The organism is Sphingomonas changbaiensis NBRC 104936, from assembly GCF_000974765.1.
In the GTDB taxonomy this organism is placed as follows: domain Bacteria; phylum Pseudomonadota; class Alphaproteobacteria; order Sphingomonadales; family Sphingomonadaceae; genus Sphingomonas_B; species Sphingomonas_B changbaiensis.
Genome location: NZ_BBWU01000016.1, coordinates 156,765 through 172,672 on the forward strand (window position 1 = coordinate 156,765; position 15,908 = coordinate 172,672).

Annotated in this window: 20 protein-coding genes; 7 read left to right on the forward strand and 13 right to left on the reverse strand. The window is 65.7% G+C overall.

The features are described 5' to 3' along the window. Positions 1-17: 17 nt before the first annotated feature. From SCH01S_RS03915 to eno, 7 genes are all read right to left on the reverse strand, one after another. On the reverse strand, positions 18-1,409 hold the full coding sequence (locus SCH01S_RS03915; RefSeq protein WP_046347457.1) for a pyruvate dehydrogenase complex E1 component subunit beta: 1,392 nt from the start codon (positions 1,407-1,409) through the stop codon (positions 18-20). Further along, positions 1,409-2,464, reverse strand: coding sequence for a pyruvate dehydrogenase (acetyl-transferring) E1 component subunit alpha (gene pdhA / locus SCH01S_RS03920; RefSeq protein ID WP_046347458.1), 1,056 nt, complete (start codon positions 2,462-2,464; stop codon positions 1,409-1,411). Before pdhA ends, SCH01S_RS03915 begins: the two co-directional genes overlap by 1 nt. Positions 2,465-2,534: 70 nt before the next feature. Next, entirely contained in the window at positions 2,535-2,912 is a 378-nt protein-coding gene (locus SCH01S_RS03925; protein WP_046347459.1) for a VOC family protein, read from the reverse strand. Between the two features lie 31 nt (positions 2,913-2,943). After that, positions 2,944-3,273 (reverse strand): FtsB family cell division protein, encoded by a 330-nt coding sequence (locus SCH01S_RS03930; protein WP_046347460.1) that lies wholly within the window; start codon positions 3,271-3,273, stop codon positions 2,944-2,946. A gap of 54 nt (positions 3,274-3,327) precedes the next feature. Continuing rightward, positions 3,328-3,714 (reverse strand): type II toxin-antitoxin system VapC family toxin, encoded by a 387-nt coding sequence (locus SCH01S_RS03935; RefSeq protein WP_046347461.1) that lies wholly within the window; start codon positions 3,712-3,714, stop codon positions 3,328-3,330. Further along, the gene (locus SCH01S_RS03940; protein ID WP_157032786.1) at positions 3,711-4,142 is read right to left on the reverse strand and encodes a hypothetical protein; all 432 of its coding nucleotides are present in this window, start codon (positions 4,140-4,142) and stop codon (positions 3,711-3,713) included. Before SCH01S_RS03940 ends, SCH01S_RS03935 begins: the two co-directional genes overlap by 4 nt. 49 nt (positions 4,143-4,191) lie before the next feature. After that, positions 4,192-5,469: a phosphopyruvate hydratase gene (gene eno / locus SCH01S_RS03945; RefSeq protein ID WP_046347463.1), complete on the reverse strand. Its 1,278-nt coding sequence runs from the start codon at positions 5,467-5,469 to the stop codon at positions 4,192-4,194. A gap of 148 nt (positions 5,470-5,617) precedes the next feature. On the opposite strand from eno, the gene SCH01S_RS03950 reads away from it, so the two are divergent. The 5 genes from SCH01S_RS03950 (at position 5,618) to SCH01S_RS03970 (ending at position 7,740) form a co-directional block, all read left to right on the forward strand. Beyond that, positions 5,618-6,187 (forward strand): hypothetical protein, encoded by a 570-nt coding sequence (locus SCH01S_RS03950; protein ID WP_052733758.1) that lies wholly within the window; start codon positions 5,618-5,620, stop codon positions 6,185-6,187. 7 nt (positions 6,188-6,194) lie between these two features. Continuing rightward, positions 6,195-6,515, forward strand: coding sequence for a phage holin family protein (locus SCH01S_RS03955; RefSeq protein WP_046347464.1), 321 nt, complete (start codon positions 6,195-6,197; stop codon positions 6,513-6,515). Further along, the gene (locus SCH01S_RS03960; protein ID WP_046347465.1) at positions 6,512-6,910 is read left to right on the forward strand and encodes a DUF3618 domain-containing protein; all 399 of its coding nucleotides are present in this window, start codon (positions 6,512-6,514) and stop codon (positions 6,908-6,910) included. The genes SCH01S_RS03955 and SCH01S_RS03960 overlap by 4 nt, the downstream gene beginning before the upstream one ends. 2 nt (positions 6,911-6,912) lie before the next feature. Then, entirely contained in the window at positions 6,913-7,320 is a 408-nt protein-coding gene (locus SCH01S_RS03965) for a hypothetical protein (RefSeq protein ID WP_157032787.1), read from the forward strand. 207 nt (positions 7,321-7,527) lie between these two features. Further along, positions 7,528-7,740, forward strand: a complete 213-nt coding sequence (locus SCH01S_RS03970) for a DUF4170 domain-containing protein (RefSeq protein ID WP_046347466.1) — start codon at positions 7,528-7,530, stop codon at positions 7,738-7,740. Between the two features lie 148 nt (positions 7,741-7,888). Here the strand turns inward: SCH01S_RS03970 and SCH01S_RS16310 are convergent, their stop codons facing one another. The 3 genes from SCH01S_RS16310 to SCH01S_RS03985 form a co-directional block, all read right to left on the reverse strand. Then, the gene (locus SCH01S_RS16310) at positions 7,889-8,398 is read right to left on the reverse strand and encodes a hypothetical protein (protein WP_157032788.1); all 510 of its coding nucleotides are present in this window, start codon (positions 8,396-8,398) and stop codon (positions 7,889-7,891) included. 206 nt (positions 8,399-8,604) lie between these two features. Then, the gene (locus tag SCH01S_RS03980) at positions 8,605-9,408 is read right to left on the reverse strand and encodes an NIPSNAP family protein (RefSeq protein ID WP_217995405.1); all 804 of its coding nucleotides are present in this window, start codon (positions 9,406-9,408) and stop codon (positions 8,605-8,607) included. Beyond that, positions 9,366-9,863 (reverse strand): hypothetical protein, encoded by a 498-nt coding sequence (locus SCH01S_RS03985; protein ID WP_046347468.1) that lies wholly within the window; start codon positions 9,861-9,863, stop codon positions 9,366-9,368. The genes SCH01S_RS03980 and SCH01S_RS03985 overlap by 43 nt, the downstream gene beginning before the upstream one ends. A 64-nt stretch (positions 9,864-9,927) precedes the next feature. Here SCH01S_RS03985 and SCH01S_RS03990 point away from each other — a divergent pair, with 64 nt between their 5' ends. Further along, the gene (locus SCH01S_RS03990) at positions 9,928-10,890 is read left to right on the forward strand and encodes a helix-turn-helix transcriptional regulator (protein WP_046347469.1); all 963 of its coding nucleotides are present in this window, start codon (positions 9,928-9,930) and stop codon (positions 10,888-10,890) included. On the opposite strand, the gene SCH01S_RS03995 is transcribed toward SCH01S_RS03990, so the two are convergent. The 3 genes from SCH01S_RS03995 to carB all read right to left on the reverse strand — a co-directional run bounded on the left by SCH01S_RS03995 (position 10,875) and on the right by carB (position 15,419). Further along, positions 10,875-11,495 carry a rhomboid family intramembrane serine protease gene (locus SCH01S_RS03995; RefSeq protein WP_046347498.1) on the reverse strand — a complete coding sequence of 207 codons (621 nt, stop codon included), beginning with the start codon at positions 11,493-11,495 and terminating at the stop codon, positions 10,875-10,877. The genes SCH01S_RS03990 and SCH01S_RS03995 overlap by 16 nt on opposite strands. 30 nt (positions 11,496-11,525) lie before the next feature. Further along, positions 11,526-12,002 (reverse strand): transcription elongation factor GreA, encoded by a 477-nt coding sequence (gene greA / locus SCH01S_RS04000; protein ID WP_046347470.1) that lies wholly within the window; start codon positions 12,000-12,002, stop codon positions 11,526-11,528. A gap of 81 nt (positions 12,003-12,083) precedes the next feature. Beyond that, entirely contained in the window at positions 12,084-15,419 is a 3,336-nt protein-coding gene (carB, locus tag SCH01S_RS04005; protein ID WP_046347471.1) for a carbamoyl-phosphate synthase large subunit, read from the reverse strand. Between the two features lie 64 nt (positions 15,420-15,483). On the opposite strand from carB, the gene SCH01S_RS04010 reads away from it, so the two are divergent. After that, positions 15,484-15,837, forward strand: coding sequence for an endonuclease domain-containing protein (locus SCH01S_RS04010; RefSeq protein WP_245612150.1), 354 nt, complete (start codon positions 15,484-15,486; stop codon positions 15,835-15,837). The last annotated feature ends 71 nt before the right edge of the window (positions 15,838-15,908 follow it).

The following is a 15,908-nucleotide window of genomic DNA, read 5'->3' on the forward strand; positions in this document are numbered from 1 at the left end:
GTCGAGGCGGGTCTAGCTCAGCGGTAGCAGACCTTCTTCACTGCCTCGACTACCCGCGCGGTATCGATCAGCGCCGCCTTCTCCAGGTTCGCCGCATAGGGCAGCGGCACGTCGGCATTGGTCACGCGCAGCACCGGGGCGTCGAGATCGTCGAAGCCCTGCTCCATCGCCACCGCCGCGATCTCGCTGGAGATCGAGCAGGTCGGCCAGCCTTCCTCGACCACGACGATCCGGTTGGTCTTGGCGAGACTCTTCAGCACGGTTGCCGTGTCCAGCGGACGCAGCGTGCGGAGATCGATCACTTCCGCATCGATCCCCTCGCCCGCCAGCTGCTCTGCGGCCTCCAGCGCGACGCCGACGCCGATCGAATAGCTGACCAGGGTCACGTCCTTGCCCGGCTTCATGATCCGCGCCTTGCCGATCGGCAGCACGAAATCGTCGAGCTTCGGCACGTCGAAGCTGCGGCCATAAAGCAGCTCGTTTTCCAGGAACACGACCGGGTCTTCGCTCCGGATCGCCGCCTTCAGCAACCCCTTCGCATCGGCCGCATCATAGGGCGAGATCACGATCAGGCCCGGCACGCTGGCATACCAGGGACCGTAATTCTGGCTGTGCTGCGCCGCGACGCGCGAGGCGGCGCCGTTCGGTCCGCGGAACACGATCGGGCAGCGCATCTGGCCGCCGGACATATAGTTGGTCTTAGCGGCCGAGTTGATGATGTGATCGATCGCCTGCATCGCGAAGTTGAACGTCATGAACTCGACGATCGGGCGCAACCCGCCCATCGCCGCGCCGGTGCCCACACCGGCAAAGCCGTATTCGGTGATCGGCGTGTCGATCACGCGCTTCGGCCCGAACTCGTCGAGCAACCCTTGCGTGACCTTATAGGCGCCCTGATATTCGGCGACTTCCTCGCCCATCACGAAGACGCGCTCGTCCTTGCGCATCTCCTCCGCCATCGCGTCGCGCAGCGCCTCGCGGACGGTCGTGCGGACCATCTCGGTGCCTTCGGGCACCTCGGCCTCGCCGACGGTCGCGTCGTGCGTCGCCGCTTCGAACAGCTTGCGCGCACCGGTCTCGACCTTGTGCGGCTCCGGCGTGGGTTCCGTCTTCTGGTCGGCCGGCTCCTGCGCGCCTGCCTTGGCCGGAGCGGGCGTCGTCGCCTCGCCCTCGCCCGCGATGGTTGCAATCACCGTGCCGACCTTCACGCCGTCGGTGCCTTCCGGCACCAGGATTTCGGCGATCGTGCCTTCGTCGACGGCCTCGAATTCCATCGTCGCCTTGTCGGTCTCGATTTCGGCGAGGATGTCGCCCGATTTGACGATGTCGCCGGCCTTCACCAGCCACTTGGCGAGCGTGCCTTCCTCCATGGTCGGGGAGAGGGCCGGCATTTTGAGTTCGATCGCCATCAGTAGGTTTCCACCAGCACGTCGGTATAAAGCTCGTCGAGCGGTGGCTCAGGCGAGCTCTCGGCGAAATCGGCCGCCTCGCTGACGATGCGCCTTATGTCCTTGTCGATGTCCTTCAAGGCCGCTTCGGTGACGCCCATCTTCTCGAGCTCGCGCGCGGCATGGTCGATCGGGTCCGACTTCTCCCGCACGGCCTGGACTTCGTCGCGGCTGCGATACTTGGCAGGGTCGGACATGGAATGGCCGCGATAGCGGTATGTCTTCATCTCCAGGATCACCGGCCCCTTGCCGCTGCGCACCCATTCGGCGGCCGTCTCGCCGGCGCCGCGGCAGGCGAGCACGTCCATGCCGTCAACCTGGATGCCGGGAATGCGGAAGCTCTCGCCGCGGCGATACAGCTGGTCCTCCGCCGAGGAGCGGTTGACGCTGGTGCCCATCGCATACTGGTTGTTCTCGATCACGAAGATGATCGGCAGCTTCCAGAGCTCCGCCATGTTGAAGCTCTCGTAGACCTGGCCCTGGTTCGCGGCGCCGTCGCCGAAATAGGCCATGCACAGTCCACCGTCTTCGGCATATTTGTGCTTGAACGCGAGGCCGGTGCCGAGACTCACCTGCGCACCGACGATGCCGTGACCGCCATAAAAGCGGTGATCGACCGAGAACATGTGCATCGATCCGCCCTTGCCGTGGCTGATGCCGGCCTCGCGCCCGGTCAGCTCGGCCATGATCACCTTCGGATCAATGCCATAGGCCAGCATGTGGCCATGATCGCGATAGCCGGTGATGACGCTGTCGAGGCCGCCGGTCAGCGCGGATTGCAAGCCCACGGCGACCGCTTCCTGGCCGATATACAGGTGGCAGAAACCGCCGATCAGGCCGAGCCCATAGAGCTGCCCCGCCTTTTCCTCGAAACGGCGGATCAGCAGCATCTGCCGGTAAAGTTCCAGCAGCTCGTCCTTGCTCGCCTTGTAGCGCTGCGGCTCGGGCGGACGTTCGCGGTTCGGCGTTGCGGGCGGCGCACTGTCGGACGCCTTCGGCTTTGCGGCACGGGCCAAGGTGATTACCCCTTCTTGGGTGAGGATTGCGCCGCCTATAAGCGCGGGACGCCAGGCTTCGCAACCGATGCTAGGTCTGCGAGAGACTCAACAGATTTCCGAACGGATCGGCGAACCACGCGACCTTTGCCTTGCCGTCCGGAGCGCTCCAGATTCCGAGCTCGTCCTGCCCCATGCCGTCATAGATCGAGAATGTGATTCCCTTCTCGTTCAAGGCGCGCACTGCGGAAGCGATGTCGGGCACATCCCAGCCGAGCACCGGATGCGCGTGCGGCTGGAAATCCGGCATCGGCGTCATCCGGAGCAAACCGTCGCCGAACGCGTAGAAATCGCCGAAATCGTCGCGGCTCTTGTGCTTCAGGCCCAGCACGCCTTCGTAAAAGGCGCGGCCTTCGTCGCGGTTACGCACGCTCACGAACGCAACCGGCCTGGCATTGTCGAGAGTCATGGCCTCACCCCCTGCCGTGAGGGGGATGAACTTACCTGACCGGGTCGGCCTGGTCCATCGGGATGATGATCTCGTCCGGATGGGCATAGCCGAGGCGTTCGCGGATCAGCTCGTCGGCCAGGTCGGGATTGGCCTTGCGCGGATCGAGCAGCGCGACGCGGTTGGCGATCACCTTCTTCTGCGCTTCGAGTTTCGACAGCTCCGCCTGCTTCTTGTCGAGCTGGTGGCGGTAATCGCCCCAGGCGATCACGCCATTGGGCCCGGCCAGCGCATAGCCGCCGAAGAAGGCGATCACGAGCAACGCGACCGCCGGTCCCGCCGCACGCTTCACCAAATCCCAGACTGTCCGATGCTTCCCCATCAACTCCCTTGAATCACAGCGGAGTCGCAGGATCAACTCGTTTTTCGCGGTTATTCACCGGATCAGTTCGACTTCGACATTCGCTGGCACACTGGCCGGAGCGAAGGCGCGATCCGCAGCAACGGCCGTGACGCCGAGACGGCCTGCCATGGCCAAACACAACCGATCGCCCAATGACAGACCCAGATGCCTTGTCGGCTTCCGAAGCAGCCCCGCCGCGATGCCGTCAGTTTCCTCAACAGGAAGAACCGTGATGGCCAATGTAGCGAAGGCCTCGACGATGGCGGCAGGCGAATCGGATACCTCCGACAATCGGGCAACAACTTCCGCCAGATTGGCAGCGCCGATCGCCGCCTCCGGTGTCATGGAGATCACCCGCTCCCACCCACTCTCTCGTTTCAAGGCGGCCAGCACAGCCGATGCGTCGAGCAGATACTTCAATCTTCGCGCCCGGCTTCGGCGCGCTTCTCGCGGATGAAGTCGTCGACGGTTCCCATCTTGCCCAGGCACGGCGCGAGAATCTGCCGCGCCTTCTCCCATCGTTCGGCGGCGGTCAGATCTCGAATAGGTTCGTAAAGCGCACCAGAGGTCAGCGGCCCGGCTTGCGTCACCGGCGCCCGCTTTGCGCCGTGACGGCCCGGGATCGGACGCAAGCCGTAACGGCTGAGCACCTCTGCCGTCCAACGACCGAGGTGCTGACGTTCGGGGTTGGAAAGCTCCACACCGGCTGCCCGCAAGCGCCGCTGGAGCGCCTGTACCGGCGGTCTGCGGTTGGGCTCGCGCAGCATTTCGGCGAGGACTGCGCCATCGGCGAACAGTCCTTGCACGACTTTACCGGCTCGACTGTGTTTGAACTCGTCCAGGTTCACGCGTCACCTCCATAACGTACATAACGATATACGTTATCGAGAAACAACGTCAAACCCGGAATACGTTCTTCCCCGCATAGCGTGCCTGCGGACCCAGCTGCTCCTCGATCCGGATCAGCTGGTTGTACTTGGCGAGGCGGTCGGAGCGGGCGAGGCTGCCGGTCTTGATCTGGCCGCAGTTCGTCGCGACCGCAAGGTCGGCGATCGTTGCGTCCTCGGTCTCGCCCGAACGGTGGGACATGACGGCGGTGTAGCCGGCGCGCTGCGCGGTCGAGACCGCCTCCAGCGTTTCGGACAAGGTGCCGATCTGGTTGACCTTGACCAGCAGCGAGTTGGCGAGGCCCTGCTTGATCCCGTCCGCCAGCCGCTTCGGGTTGGTGACGAACAGATCGTCGCCGACCAGCTGGACCTTCGCGCCCAGCCGATCGGTCAGCGCCTTCCAGCCGGCATAATCGTCCTCGGCCATGCCGTCCTCGATCGAGCGGATCGGATAGCGGCCGCACAGCTCCGCCAGATAATCGACCATTTGATCGGGCGAGAGCGTCCGCCCCTCGCCTTCCAGCACATATTGGCCGCCCTTGTAGAACTCGGTCGCGGCGCAATCGAGCGCAAGCACAACGTCCTCGCCGGGCCGGTACCCGGCCTGCTCGATCGAGCGCATGATGAAATCGAGCGCGTCCGCGGGCGATGCGAGGTTCGGCGCGAACCCGCCTTCGTCGCCCACCGCCGTTGCAAGGCCACGCTCGTGCAGCCCCTTCTTCAGTGTATGGAAAATCTCCGACCCCCAGCGCACTGCCTCGGCGATACTCTCGGCGCCGACCGGCATGATCATGAATTCCTGGAAGTCGATCGGATTGTCGGCATGCGCGCCGCCATTGACGATGTTCATCATCGGCACCGGCAGCAGCTGCGCCGAAACGCCGCCGACATAGCGATAGAGCGGCAGCCCGCTCGCTTCCGCCGCCGCCTTGGCGACCGCAAGGCTGACGCCCAGGATCGCGTTGGCGCCAAGCCGCGACTTATTCTCGGTGCCATCGAGCGCGATCATCTGCGCATCGATATCGGCCTGGTCCTCGGCCTCGAGCCCGAGGACGTTCTCCGCAATCTCACCGTTCACCGCACGCACCGCGTCCTCGACGCCCTTGCCAAGCCAGCGCTTCGGGTCGCCGTCGCGCTTTTCGACCGCCTCGAACGCGCCTGTCGACGCGCCCGACGGCACCGCCGCGCGGCCAAAGCTGCCATCCTCCAGGCTGACATCGACCTCCACGGTCGGGTTGCCCCGGCTGTCGAGTATCTGGCGGGCGTGAATATCGATGATTGCGGTCATGAAACGGTCTTCCTACATCGTTTCGGGATCGGAGCCGCCCCTATCGGCGCCCACGCCGGAACGCAATCGACGGCCCCGATCGGTGGAACCACGCCCGCGGAGCGATTGTTCTGGTGGCGAGTAAAGTCTGTTTCGAAAGGGATGCGCGATGACCGATGTGAGCCAGGCGAACGACGGCGAGACGCGCCAGGGTAGCGAAACCACCGCGGACAAGTTCAAGAGCCAATTCGCTTCGTTCAAAAGCCAGGCGAGCGACAAGGCCCGCGACTATGCCGGCCAGGGCGTGACCCGCGCGACCGATGCGCTCGACGACGCGGCGAAGTTCCTGCAGGACACCGCCCGCACCGTCGACGAAAAGCTCGGTCCGCAATATGGCCGCTACGGCTTCTCGGCCGCGGAAAGCGTGTCGACCTTTGCGGACCAGCTGCGCGGCAAGGACATCGACGAGCTGGTCGAGGATGTCCGCGGGCTGGTGCGCAAGAGCCCGGCGGTCGCGATCGGCGCTGCGGTCGGTCTCGGCTTCGTGCTCGCCCGCCTCGCCAAGGCCGGTGCCAGCTACGAAGCGGGCGGCAGCAGCGGTGGCAGCGGCGGTAGCTCCGATACCAATACCGGGGCAGGACGCTCCGGTTCGGCGGCGCCGTCCGGACCGGTCGGCGCGCCGGCCACGAGCCAGGCCGCCAATGAGGATTCGCCGATCACGCCAACCTTCCCGGCGTGAGGGCGCCATGAACGGGGACGTGCCGATCGGGCAGCTGTTCAGCCAACTCGTCGATGACGGCAAACGCTATGCGCGCGCCGAAGTCGAGCTGTACAAGGCCAAGGCCGCCGACAAGGCGCAGCCGGTCAAGATGGCGGCGATCTATGGCGGCATTGCCGTCACGCTTGCGCTCTCCGCCGTCACCGCGCTGCTGGTCGGGCTGATCCTGGCGCTCGAAACCCTGGTCGGCCCGCTCGCCGCGACATTGATCGTCGTGCTGGTCACGCTCGTGATCGCCGGCGGGCTCGGCTACCTCGCCTACAAGCAGGTGCTGGAGGCGCGGCGATGAGCAAAGCCGAAGTGCAGGCCAAGGCCAGCGACGCCGCTGACGCGCGCGACAAGTTCATGGCGACGCTGCACGAACTGCAGCATCGGCTGAGCCCGAAAACGATCGCTCACGACGTCAAGGAAAAGGCCAAGGAGAAGGCCGACGGTGTCAAGGCCGCGGCCAAGGAAGGCGCAGTCCAGGCAGCGACGCACCCCTCGACCGTTGCCGCGATCACGGTGCCGATCCTCGTCTATCTGTTCCGCAAACCGATCGGACGCGGCCTGAACGCGCTGTTCGGCCGCGGCACCGACGAAACCCCCGCAACCCAACCTTATGAGGAAGCGCGCGCCCCTGCTCCGCTTCCGACCGAACCGATCCGGGCCCGCCCCAAGGCCCCGGCAGAACAAGGAGCATGACGATGGCGAGCCGCAATCAGAGCAACCAGGGCAATCAGAGCACCGGCTATGGCAGCGGGCTGCGCGGCCGCGCGTCCGAAGCGGGCGACAGGATCGGCAGCGGCATCGACGGCGCGCCGCTCGCGGCGCTCGCCGCGGGCGTCGTGGTCGGGGCGGTTGCCGGCGCGCTGCTTCCACGCACGGATCGGGAAACCGAGATCCTTGGTCCGGTCGGCAGCAAGATCGGCCAGGCCGCCGCCGAAGCCGCCAAGGCTGCCCGCGACGCCGGCAAGCAGGAACTCGGCATTCTGGCGGAAAACAAGTCTCCGATGGAAGCGATCGTCGACAAGGCGATGGATGCAGTCAGCGCCGCCGGCTCGGCCGCGGGAAATGCGGCCGCGTCCACCGTCAAGGGCAAGCAGGAGGCCTGAGGGAGTTTAGAGTTAGCACAAGCCGGGGCTTACAATGCCGGCTTGCCTGAGCCTGTCGAAGGCCTCTCTTCTTCCGTGTTCGGTACAAAAAAAGGAAAGAAGGGCTTCGACAAGCTCAGCCCAGCCGGCATCGATTCTGGAGCCAACGACGACTCCCACTCTGCCTGATCTTGCCGCTTCGCCACCCTGCCGCTACGGCCCGCGGCCATGAGCAAAATGCACCTGGTGTTCGGTGGCCGCGTGAAGGATCCGCGCGGCCTGGAATTCGTCGACCTGAAGAACATCGACATCGTCGGCATCTATCCCGACTATAAGAGCGCCGAAACCGCCTGGCGCGGCGCCGCCCAACGCACAGTCGACGACGCGGAGATGAAATACGTGGTCGTCCACCTCCACCGCCTGCTGGAACCCGACGCCTGACTGGCGGCATTCGGCTACCTATCTACTAGAATGGAGAGAGGGAGCATGGATCGCCACCTACCTCCTTCAAGGCACGTCGTAACCGTGAAGGTCTGCAAAGGGTGGAAATCGGACGCTAGGATTTTCAGCCCAGAGAAGTTTGGATAGCCTAGCGTTGGATCGGTCGCGGTCCGACTGTGTGACCTTGAGGCGCGGATAACGGCCGCACTTCGAGGATGCGCTGAACGCTAACGCCGGGTTCGACGCCATCTGAAAAACGGGCGTCATATTGTTTCAGGCTGAATTCGACGCGCATCCGCAGCAATTGATGCTCTTTGTCCTTGTTGATCAGATTTGATCGCAGCGCCTCGTATACCGCCGCGGCCTGTTTTCCGTCCGCGGAAAACGGCAGCGGAGCACATCCCGGTTCGAACTCGGCATAGCTGTTCAGGAACTCATATACGCGGACTCGAATCCACCCTGTCTGCACGGCTCCGAGCCGCGCGTTTATGAGATCTTGGCACTTCGGAAGTCGCCCGAAGTGGCCAACAATCAGGTCGTCTTTAGGACTTACGCGCTCCCCTGCGCATGTTGAGCACAGTCCTGCTAGAATGAGCAGGCCGCACACGCGAGCAATCGAAGATGCACATTCTTCGAGCTTGGTATGAAGCGCGGCCATTGCGAGCTTATCTAGCGTGCACGTAGCGTCCGCAAGAGGTCGATTCCGGCCGCCAGGAGGCCGCGACCGCGAGTGTCCACATGGGGCTGAAACTGGCCTTCGATGACTGAACGATCCGATCACTGGCTCCGGATGGCGAGCAGTCCAGCGGTCCCGGCAGCCAGGATGCAGCCCGGCACCGCCACGTCGCGGGTAAGCCGGGACGTCTAGGCGGCCGGCGATCGGGCGGTTGGCGCCAGCCTGATCACCTCCGGCTTGCGCATGAAGGCGGGGAGCAGCGCTTCCGGGGCCTGGTCGCGCCAGCCGCTTGCCTGTCGCATCGCGCTGTCGAACCTTTCCTCGTCGCCGGCGCCGGCGAAGCGCGTCAGCCAGACCAGCACGCGCTCTCGTTCGCGGATCGGCAGGCGCGGAAAATTGTTCGCTTCCGCAGCCGATGTGAGCACCGCCTGCACCGGCGCGCCTGCGCTCTCGTAAAGCGGCCGCATGTGGCCGTCGAAGAACGACAGGAACGCCTCGGGGTCGGCGCTGCCCAGGTAACGGATCGTCAGCCGCATCGCCGCCGCGCCGTGGCGCCCGGGCACGGACCCGCGCTTCAGTTTCAGCAGCAGCACATTGTCCGAATCGAGCATCGTCGGATTGGCTTCGCCGCGATAGCGCAGCCAGACCGGGCCGCCATAGAAGGCCGCGAGCGCCTGTTGCCGGCGCTCCATGCTGTCGAAACCGCGCATCCAGACGAAGCGGTCTGGGTCGCCCAGGTCGCGAAACGTGCCCAGCACCTGCGCGCCGAGTTCGTCCTGCGGCTCGATGAAATGCTGTTCGAACAGGCCGATCAGCGTGTCGCGCCCGCCTTTGTGGAGCGTGTATTGCCGCAGCTCGACGATCTGCTCGCCGGCGGGGCCGGCCCGCGCCCGCGATGCGGCGACCGCCGCGCCGGTGACGGCCGCTCCGATCAGGGTTCGCCTGTCCATCATGCCGCCCGCGTGAAATCCATCGTCCAGTTCGCTTCCCATGCCTGCCCCTCGTCGTCGGAAAAAGCCTGTTCCCAATGAGCCCGGCCCGGACCCAGCCTGCGCCAGATGAAGCGGACGAGGATCGGCCGCCCCGCCCATTCGTCCCGGCCCAGAAAGACGCCTTCATCGCCGTCGAAGCCGCCCACCACCGGGGGTTCCATGTGCATGACGCGCGCGTCGACCCAGCGGATCGACCAGCGCGCCGCGTGCCGATCGAACAACCGGATGGTCAGCGCGCGATACGCGCCGCTCGGGTCGTCGAGCCAATTCTCGTCCAGGTTCGCGGCCCCGCCGAGCAGCGGCCGCACCTCACAGCGCCCGTCGAACGCGATCCAGTCGGTGCTGCCGGCCAGGCGATGGCGGAGCTTGCGATGCGCGACCCACCAGGGGCCGAACAGGAAATCGAAATCGTCGGCGCGGCCGCTGCTTTGCGGCGAATCGGTTTGATCGCTCATGCAGGGTCACATAAGCCGACATAGCTGACACCTTCTGTCAGCTATGTGGGATCAAGATCGCGCCATGCGTTCCAGTCGCCTGCTGTCGATCCTGCTCACCCTCCAATTGCGCGGCCGCGCCACCGCGACGCAGTTGGCCGAGCAATTCGAGGTCTCGCTCCGCACCATCTATCGCGACGTCGATGCGCTCAGCGCAGCCGGCGTGCCGGTGATTGCGGACCGCGGACCGGGCGGCGGCTTCGGCCTTCATGCCGGCTATCGCACGCGGCTGACCGGCCTCAGCGACACGGAAAGCGAGGCGCTGATGCTGGCGGGCCTGCCTGCCGCCGCGGCCGATCTGGGCCTTGCCGAGCCGGCCGCGCTTGCGCGGCTGAAGCTGCTTGCCGCGCTGCCGGGCGAGACGAGTGCGCTCGCCGGCCGCATTGCCGATCGCTTCCATCTCGACGCGGCCGAATGGTACCGCGAGCCGCAGCCGCCGCAGCACCTGCGCACCGTCGCCGCGGCCGTCTGGGAAGGGCGCCGGATCGAGATGCTCTATGAAAGCTGGAGCAAGACCAGCCGCCGCACGGTCGATCCGCTCGGCCTCGTGCTGAAGGCGGGCGAATGGTATCTGGTCGCCCGCTCGGGCAAGCGCACGCTGATCTTCCGCGTTGCTGCCATTCTCGAAGCGACAATCCTCGACCAACGCTTCCACCGCCCCGATTGCGATCTGCCGCGCGTCTGGAAAGAGCTGACCGACGATTTCCGGCAGAGCCTCAGGCGAGCGACGGCGACGATCCGGATCGCGCCGGAGGCGATGTCATTGGTCGACCGGCTCGGCGCTGACATGGCTGCACCGCTGCGCGCGGCCGAGCCGGACAGCGCGGGACGCCGGACGGCCCGCGTCGCGATCGAATCGGTGCCGCATGCCGCCGCGCTGCTGCTCGGGCTGGGCGCCGGTGTCGAAGTGATCGAGCCGGGCGGATTGCGCGAGGAACTGGCGCGGCGGGCGGCAGAGGTGGTCGCGCTCTATCAGGCGCCGCGATAGCGCCACAGCAGCAGCGGCCGGGCGAGCGCCAGTCCCGCGATGAAGCCGCCAATGTGCGCGGCGATCGCAACCTGGACGCCGCCGACGGATGCGAGGCCGATCAGCGTCTGGACGAAGATCCACCCCGCCGCCAACCACACCACGCGCACCACGAAGGGCGAGATCGGGCCGATCGCCCGTGCCCGGCTGCGGCTGAAGAACACGGCATAGGCCCCGAAGGTGGCGGAAATCGCGCCGCTGGCCCCGACCATCGGCACCGCTGACCCTGGTCCGGCCGCATATTGGCCAAGCGCCGCCGCATAGGCGCCGACCAGATAGAGCACCAGGCTCGGCCCGCCGCCGATCACGCCTTCGACGAAGCGGCCGACGAACAGGAACATCACCAGGTTCAGGCCGATGTGCAGCGCCCCGGCATGGACCAGGGTCGCGCTGAGCGGCGTCAGCCAGATCGGCACTGCCCCCGGCACCTGCACCAGCTGCGACACGCGGGCCGGGATGAACCCGCCCAGCACCGACGCCGTGTCCAGCCAGCCGCCGAGCCACAGCACAAGAAACGCCACCACCGTTGCGATGGCGATCCCCTGCGTCACCTTGCCTTCAGGCATTTCCGGCACGCTTTGCTCCGGAAGATTGGCTCAGACGAACTCGATCTTCGAGACGAGGTAATAGCGATCGCCCGAGGGCACCGTCACCTCGACCTCGTCGTCCACGCGGCGGCCGATCAAGGCGCGGCCGAGCGGGGAATTGTAGGAAATGCGGCCGCGCTTCGCGTCCGCTTCGGTCTCGCCGACGATCTGGTAGCGGATCGGCTTGTCGTCCTCGTCGAGCAGCGTGACGGTCGCGCCGAACACGATCTTGTCGCCGCTGAGCTCGGTCGGATCGATGATCTGGGCGCGGCTGAGCTTGCTCTCCAGGTCGGCGATTTCCGCCTCGACCTGGCCCTGGCGTTCCTTGGCGGCGTGATATTCGGCGTTTTCCGAGAGGTCGCCGTGGGCACGCGCTTCCTCGATGGCATCGACGATCTGCGGCCGTTCTTCCTTGCGACGCTTCAGATCCGCCTGGAGCTTGTCATAGCCCTCTTGCAGCATCGGCATCTTGTCGACGGTCGCCATTCATCCACCCTTCGTCAAAACTGGTTCGCCCGGCGGCCCTGGTTCGGACCGCCTACCCACTCGATCGGACTGTCGGGGAGGTCAGGCGTGCGGCTGCGAATAGTAAGATTGCAGCGAGCGCACTTCAAGAGGCCGCGCGCGCAACGCCTCGATCGCCCTGACCGCCGCCGCGCTTGCCGCCGCGGTCGTGAAATAGGGGATCTTCGCGTGCAGCGCCGACGCGCGGATGCTCGCCGAATCCTTCAGCGACTGCCAACCCTCGGTCGTGTTGAAGATCAGGTCGACGCCGCCGTCCTTGATCCGGTCGACGATATGCGGCCGGCCCTGCGCGACCTTGTTCACGCGCTCGAGCGGAACGCCGGCAGCCTCCAGATAGTCCGCGGTGCCGCCCGTTGCGATCACCTGATAGCCGAGCGCGACCAGCTCTTTGACCGGCGCGACGATGGCCGGCTTGTCGCCGTCCTTGACCGACACGAACAGGCACCCGCCCTGCGGCAGCCTGGTCCCCGCGCCGATCTGCGACTTGGCGAAGGCGGTTGCGAAATCGTCATCGATTCCCATGACTTCGCCCGTGGATTTCATTTCCGGCGACAGGATCGGATCGATGCCCGGGAAGCGCGCGAACGGGAACACCGCTTCCTTCACCGCGATGTGCCCGGTCGGCCGGTTGATCGACGGCAGGTTCGCCAGCTTCTCGCCCGCCATCACGCGCGCGGCGAGCTTCGCGATCGGCGTGCCGACCGCCTTTGCGACGAACGGCACCGTGCGGCTGGCGCGCGGATTGACTTCGATCAGATAAACTTGCCCATCTTTCACCGCGAACTGCACGTTCATCAGCCCGACGACCTTCAGCGCGCGGGCGAGCGCCTCCGTCTGGCGCTCGATCTCGGCGACGATGTCCGCGCCCAGGCTGTAGGGCGGCAGCGAGCAGGCGCTGTCGCCCGAATGGACGCCCGCTTCCTCGATATGCTGCATCACGCCGGTGACGACGACCTGGCTCCCGTCCGCGATCGCGTCGACATCGACCTCAATCGCGTCGCGCAGATAGCGGTCGATCAGCACCGGCGAATCGCCCGAGACCTGCACCGCGGTCGCGATATAGGCATCCAGCTGCGCTTCGCCGTCGACGATCTCCATCGCCCGGCCGCCTAGAACATAAGACGGGCGGATCAGCACCGGATAGCCGATGCGTTTGGCAACCGCGATCGCTTCGTCGCGGCTGCGCGCGATGCCGTTGTCCGGCTGCTTCAGGCCCAGCTTGTTGACCAGCTTTGCAAACCGCTCGCGGTCCTCGGCCAGGTCGATCGCGTCGGGGCTGGTGCCGAGGATCGGGATGCCCGCATCCTCCAGCGCCTGGGCCAGCTTCAGCGGCGTCTGACCGCCGAACTGGACGATCACGCCGACCAGCTCGCCGCGCGACTTCTCGACGTGCAGGATCTCCAGCACGTCCTCCGCGGTCAGCGGCTCGAAATAGAGCCGGTCCGACGTGTCATAGTCGGTCGAAACCGTCTCCGGATTGCAGTTGATCATGATCGTCTCGAACCCGGCCTCGCGCAACGCAAAGCAGGCATGGACGCAGCAATAGTCGAATTCGATCCCCTGCCCGATCCGGTTCGGCCCGCCGCCCAGGATCACGACCTTCTTCCGATCCGACGGATTGGACTCGTCCTCCGGCGCGCCGAACGACGGCGCTTCGTAGGTCGAGTACATATACGGCGTCTTCGCCTCGAACTCGGCCGCGCAGGTATCGATGCGCTTGAACACCGGCCGCACGCCCAGCCTGTGACGGAGCGCGCGCACATCCTCCTCGGTCGCGCCGCCGGTCATCGCCTTGACCGCCTCGCCGATCAGCCCGGAGCTATGGCCGAACGCGCGCCGCGTGCCCGGCTGCAGGTTGGCCGAGCGCAGCGCCAGATAGGCCAGCCTTTTGTCGGAAAAGCCCATCGCCTTCAGCCGCCGCATCTCGGCGGCGTCCCGCGGCAGCCCCTCGCGACAGACCTGCTCCTCCGCCGCGACGATCTCGGCCAGCCGCTCCAGGAACCAGGGGTCATATTTCGCGACCGCATGGACCTCGGCGACGCTCAACCCTTCGCGCAGCGCCTGCGCCGCGACCAGCAGCCGGTCCGGCGTCGGACGGGAGAGCGCGGCGATGATGTCATCCTTGGGCGCGCCGATCAGCTCGTCGACCATGTTGAGGCCGGAAAGACCCGTCTCCAGCCCGCGCAGCGCCTTTTGCAGGCTCTCGTGGAAGTTGCGGCCGATCGCCATCACTTCGCCGACCGACTTCATCATCGTCGAGAGGTGCGGGTCGCTGCCCTTGAACTTCTCGAACGCGAAGCGCGGGATTTTGGTGACGACATAGTCGATCGTCGGCTCGAAACTGGCGGGCGTTGCCCCGGTGATGTCGTTATCGATCTCGTCCAGCGTATAGCCGACCGCCAGCTTCGCCGCGACCTTGGCGATCGGGAAGCCGGTGGCCTTGGACGCGAGCGCCGACGACCGCGACACGCGCGGGTTCATCTCGATCACGACCAGCCGCCCATCCTTCGGATTGACTGCGAACTGAACGTTGGAACCGCCTGTTTCGACACCGATTTCGCGCAGGCAAGCGATGCTCGCGTTGCGCATGATCTGATATTCCTTGTCGGTCAGCGTCAGCGCCGGCGCGACGGTGATCGAGTCCCCGGTATGGACGCCCATCGGGTCCACATTCTCGATCGAGCAGATGATGATGGCATTGTCGGCGCGGTCGCGCACGACTTCCATCTCATATTCCTTCCAGCCGAGCAGCGATTCCTCGATCAGCACTTCGGTGGTGGGAGACGCGTCGAGGCCGGACAGCACGATCTGCCGGAACTCGTCGCGATTATAGGCGACGCCGCCGCCGGTGCCGCCCAAAGTGAAGCTCGGCCGGATAATCGCCGGCAGGCCGGTATATTCGATCGCCTCGAACGCCTCGTCGAGCGTATGCGCGATCCGGGACCGGGCGGATTCGAGCCCGATCTTGTCCATCGCGTCGCGGAATTTCAGCCGGTCCTCGGCCTTGTCGATTGCATCGGCATCCGCGCCGATCATTGTCACGCCGAACCTGTCGAGCGTGCCGTCGCGGAACAGTGCGAGCGCGGTGTTCAGCGCCGTCTGCCCGCCCATCGTCGGCAGGATCGCGTCTGGCCGCTCCTTCTCGATGATCTTGGCGACGATCTCGGGCGTGATCGGCTCGATATAGGTCGCGTCGGCAAACTCCGGGTCGGTCATGATCGACGCCGGGTTCGAGTTGACCAGCACGATCCGGTAACCCTCGGCCTTCAGCGCCTTGGCCGCCTGCGTCCCCGAATAATCGAACTCCGCCGCCTGCCCGATAATGATCGGGCCGGCGCCGATGATGAGGATGGAGGTAATATCAGTACGTCTGGGCATTGAGGGAATGGCTCGAATAAGCCCTCTCCCCTTTGGGGAGAGGGTTGGGTGAGGGGGTTCTGAGTTGGGACGAAAACGCCTGACACCGGTCGCGCGAAAGCTGCGAGCCAACCGCACGGACGCGGAGGAGAGGCTCTGGTACTATTTGCGCGGTCGCCGGCTCGAAGGCGAGAAATTCGTCTTCCAGTTCCAGATCGACAACTATGTCGCGGACTTCGCCTGCCGCACGGCGCGGCTCGCAATCGAGCTCGACGGGGGCCAGCACACGCCCGAGCGTGATGCGGCGCGCACCGCCGTGATTGAGAACTACGGCTATCGCGTGATCCGCTTCTGGAACAACGATGTGCTGGAAAACACCGCTGGCGTGCTCGATGCGATCCGCCGAGAATTGCTGCTGGCAAGGAACTGCCCGGAATGACACCTCTCCCCGGCGGGGAGAGGTCGAGTCAGCCGACAGGCTGACCGGGTGAGGGGGTTCCGAGCGTCCGC

Coding starts and splice junctions, on each gene's coding strand:
- SCH01S_RS03980 (WP_217995405.1), bottom strand. CDS start 9,408: ATGGGAAGCGAACTGGACGATGGATTTCACGCGGGCGGCATGATGGAC.
- SCH01S_RS03960 (WP_046347465.1), top strand. CDS start 6,512: ATGAGCAAAGCCGAAGTGCAGGCCAAGGCCAGCGACGCCGCTGACGCG.
- SCH01S_RS03955 (WP_046347464.1), top strand. CDS start 6,195: ATGAACGGGGACGTGCCGATCGGGCAGCTGTTCAGCCAACTCGTCGAT.
- carB (WP_046347471.1), bottom strand. CDS start 15,419: ATGCCCAGACGTACTGATATTACCTCCATCCTCATCATCGGCGCCGGC.
- SCH01S_RS03950 (WP_052733758.1), top strand. CDS start 5,618: ATGACCGATGTGAGCCAGGCGAACGACGGCGAGACGCGCCAGGGTAGC.
- SCH01S_RS16310 (WP_157032788.1), bottom strand. CDS start 8,398: ATGGCCGCGCTTCATACCAAGCTCGAAGAATGTGCATCTTCGATTGCT.
- SCH01S_RS03965 (WP_157032787.1), top strand. CDS start 6,913: ATGGCGAGCCGCAATCAGAGCAACCAGGGCAATCAGAGCACCGGCTAT.
- SCH01S_RS03930 (WP_046347460.1), bottom strand. CDS start 3,273: ATGGGGAAGCATCGGACAGTCTGGGATTTGGTGAAGCGTGCGGCGGGA.
- eno (WP_046347463.1), bottom strand. CDS start 5,469: ATGACCGCAATCATCGATATTCACGCCCGCCAGATACTCGACAGCCGG.
- SCH01S_RS03985 (WP_046347468.1), bottom strand. CDS start 9,863: ATGAGCGATCAAACCGATTCGCCGCAAAGCAGCGGCCGCGCCGACGAT.
- SCH01S_RS03990 (WP_046347469.1), top strand. CDS start 9,928: ATGCGTTCCAGTCGCCTGCTGTCGATCCTGCTCACCCTCCAATTGCGC.
- SCH01S_RS03925 (WP_046347459.1), bottom strand. CDS start 2,912: ATGACTCTCGACAATGCCAGGCCGGTTGCGTTCGTGAGCGTGCGTAAC.
- SCH01S_RS03915 (WP_046347457.1), bottom strand. CDS start 1,409: ATGGCGATCGAACTCAAAATGCCGGCCCTCTCCCCGACCATGGAGGAA.
- SCH01S_RS03995 (WP_046347498.1), bottom strand. CDS start 11,495: ATGCCTGAAGGCAAGGTGACGCAGGGGATCGCCATCGCAACGGTGGTG.
- SCH01S_RS03970 (WP_046347466.1), top strand. CDS start 7,528: ATGAGCAAAATGCACCTGGTGTTCGGTGGCCGCGTGAAGGATCCGCGC.
- greA (WP_046347470.1), bottom strand. CDS start 12,002: ATGGCGACCGTCGACAAGATGCCGATGCTGCAAGAGGGCTATGACAAG.